2 protein-coding genes and 1 pseudogene are annotated in these 2,976 nt (G+C 35.1%); 1 reads left to right on the top strand and 2 read right to left on the bottom strand.

From position 1 onward, the window contains the following. Nucleotides 1-168: 168 nt before the first annotated feature. Nucleotides 169-1,554 (bottom strand): PLP-dependent aminotransferase family protein, encoded by a 1,386-nt coding sequence (locus tag OK414_RS27650; RefSeq protein ID WP_205664446.1) that lies wholly within the window; start codon nucleotides 1,552-1,554, stop codon nucleotides 169-171. 121 nt (nucleotides 1,555-1,675) lie between these two features. Between OK414_RS27650 and OK414_RS27655 the strand changes: the two genes are divergently transcribed. After that, entirely contained in the window at nucleotides 1,676-2,569 is an 894-nt protein-coding gene (locus OK414_RS27655) for a DMT family transporter (protein WP_034655547.1), read from the top strand. Nucleotides 2,570-2,793: 224 nt separating this feature from the next. Here OK414_RS27655 and OK414_RS27660 read toward each other — a convergent pair. Further along, nucleotides 2,794-2,976 (bottom strand): annotated as a pseudogene (locus tag OK414_RS27660) (hypothetical protein); the annotation flags it as partial.

Raw genomic sequence — 2,976 nt, forward strand, 5'->3', positions numbered from 1 at the left:
AGAAGTGCCTTATATCGTAGAATACGAGGGTCAAGAACTGGATATAGAGGTCTTTTTTAATAATTGGATGGCACAGTTAAACAAATTCCCCCAAAATAGAGATAAATGCAGAGGAAAGCACTCATGTCATAGATAATTTATGACATGAGTACTCTTCATACAAAAGGGTTATCCCATCCAAGCTTTTGCTAACAATTGAATTGCCGTATGAATTTCTTTTTCAGATAGGACTGCAAAGCCTAACAGAACAGTTTGGTTATTATTCTGCCCATATTCCGATACTGGGTAGACTTTGATACTATATTTTGCTGCGCTTTCAATAAGTTCTTGTTCACTCATACCATTATTTGGCTGCATTAAAAAATGTAACCCAGAATTAAGCCCAATAACTTCAACGGAGTCTGGAAAATAAGTTGAAATTGCTGCGATGAGTCCATCTCTTTTTTTTCTGTAAACAACTCGCATTTTATTAATATGTTTTTCCCAGTAGCCTTCCTGCATAAATCTTTTAATGATTTCTTGGTCAAGGCGTGATACAGACTGAACGAAGCTAAAGTGATTTTTATGAAAATTTTCAATTAATGGTTGGGGGAGTACCATATAACTTATACGTAATGAGGGTAGTAATGCTTTTGAGAACGTCCCCATATAGATTACTTTCTCTTGAGAATCTAAACTTTGTAAAGCCGGAATTGGCTTTCCTGAATAACGAAACTCACTGTCATAATCATCCTCTACAATGTAACGCCCATCTTTTTTTTGAGCCCAGTTTAAAAGCTGTTTCCGTCTTGAAATGGACATAATCATTCCACACGGAAATTGATGTGATGGGGTAACAAAAGCTATGTCAGCATCACTATCCTCTAATTTAGATATCATTATCCCATCATCATCAAGGGCAATTAGACGTACATTTGCGTTCCCCTTTTCAAAGGTTACAAGTCTGCGATGATACCCAGGATCCTCCACAGCATACAAACTTCCTTTTACTAGCTTAAATAAAAGTCTAATAAGTGTTGGTGTACCTGATCCAATAATTATCTGACTTGGTGATGCTCGAACACCTCGAGACTTGTAAAGATATAAAGCGATGGCTTCACGAATATCATATTCTCCCTGAGGATGTCCTATCCTTAATAAGCCTTTATTTTCATCCCTTAATATATCATTAGATATTTTCCTGAATACTGTAAAAGGAAATGAGTAATAATCTACGCCTGTTTGAGTGAAATCAAAGGCGAAATTATTTTTATAGGACTTTTCTTTGATATATATAACGCTTTCTTTTAGGTTACGAAATGATTGCTCTATTTTACATACAAAGTACCCTTTACGTGAAATTCCTTCGATATATCCTTCTGCAACAAGTTGCTCGTATGCTGCTTCAATGGTATTTTGACTAACCTGTAAATGCCTAGAAAGTTTCCGTTTGGAAGGCAGCTTAGAGTAGGGTGGGAGCTTTCCTGTTTCGATTTCCTGTTTTATAAAACTATACAACTGTACATATAGAGGTTTTCTACTATGTAAATCAAGCATTGGTGTTAATTCCATTATTTTAACTGACCCCTTCGATAAAGTATAATATGACCCTCCATAAAAAGCCAGGTACTCATTATAATATTTTTATAAAATTATTTCTATCTTCATAGAAACATCTCAACAAGGGGGATTCATCATGAAAACATCGCAGCATATTGGATTTTTAATGGTTATTAGTGGGACTGCATTATGGGGAGTCTCGGGTCCAATGATACAATGGCTCTTTCAAAATAGTAGCCTCACATCAAGTAAATTTCTCATTGTAAGGTTACTACTTGCCGGCATTATAACTTTGACACTACTATATCTTACTAAAAAAAATATATTTGGTGTTTGGAAGCATCCAAGCCATTGGGTCCAACTAATTATATTTGGTGTTCTAGGGATGCTTGGCGCTCAGTATGCTTTTATTGAAACCATCCGTGTGAGTAATGCCGTTACGGCAATGCTATTTCAATTTCTTGGTCCTGTTTTAATCACCATTTACATCACAATACAAACAAAGAAACTACCAACGATAATACAACTATTGGCGGTCGTTGCAGCTTTAGTGGGAACTTTTTTTCTAATTACGAATGGTTCTGTTGAAAATATTGTATTTTCGAAGAAAGCCATTATCCTTGGTCTACTTACAACACTGGGCTTTACTTTTTATACCCTCCATCCTAGAGCATTGATAAAAGAGTGGGGGACCGTTATCATCGTTGGCTGGGGCATGTTAATTGGTGGCATTGCTTTACTTATATACAGCGAAGGTTTTAGTGCGGTACATTTGACACATACATTAACATTTAACACGTTATTAATATTGTTTCTCGTAATTATTAGTGGGACGTTATCTTTTATCCTCTACATTGGTAGTCTTAAATATTTAAGCGCAACGGAAACAAGTCTATTATCTAGCATTGAACCACTAGTTGCAGCAGTTGTTTCAATCATTTGGTTAAACGAATCATTTGGAATGTATCAACTGTTAGGTGGACTTCTTATTACCGCTGCGGTTGTTCTTTTATCCATGCACAATGAATAAGCTAAAAAAATTGAAATCACAAATTCAGCAGCTATTTACATACGATAGTTTATATTATATGAACTTACCTATCCGCAATCACAAAAATGGTTTATATAATCATTATTAACAGCATTAAACTCATAATTGGAATAACACTAAGAAAATGTGGATTTATAAGACTAAAGAAATTCAAATAAAACAAACTAAATTTCTCATTTATACAATGAGAAATTTAGCTTTAGTTAATTCGATATTTTTCTCAATATGGTTCCCAAAGCTAATCCTGGTATTACACATAACATGGGCAGCCAAATAGGTCCTAATAATACCCCAAACAGCTTAACGCTAGAGGAATAAATACATCCCAGCGTAACAAAGTAAGCTGCAAACACAAAGGGAAGAAAAGCATGCCTGTCTTTTCCTCC

Source organism: Priestia sp. JV24 (assembly GCF_025910025.1).
GTDB classification, from domain to species: domain Bacteria; phylum Bacillota; class Bacilli; order Bacillales; family Bacillaceae_H; genus Priestia; species Priestia megaterium.

Excerpts from the sequence above, each read along its gene's own strand:
- OK414_RS27655 (WP_034655547.1), top strand. The coding sequence starts at position 1,676 with ATGAAAACATCGCAGCATATTGGATTTTTAATGGTTATTAGTGGGACT.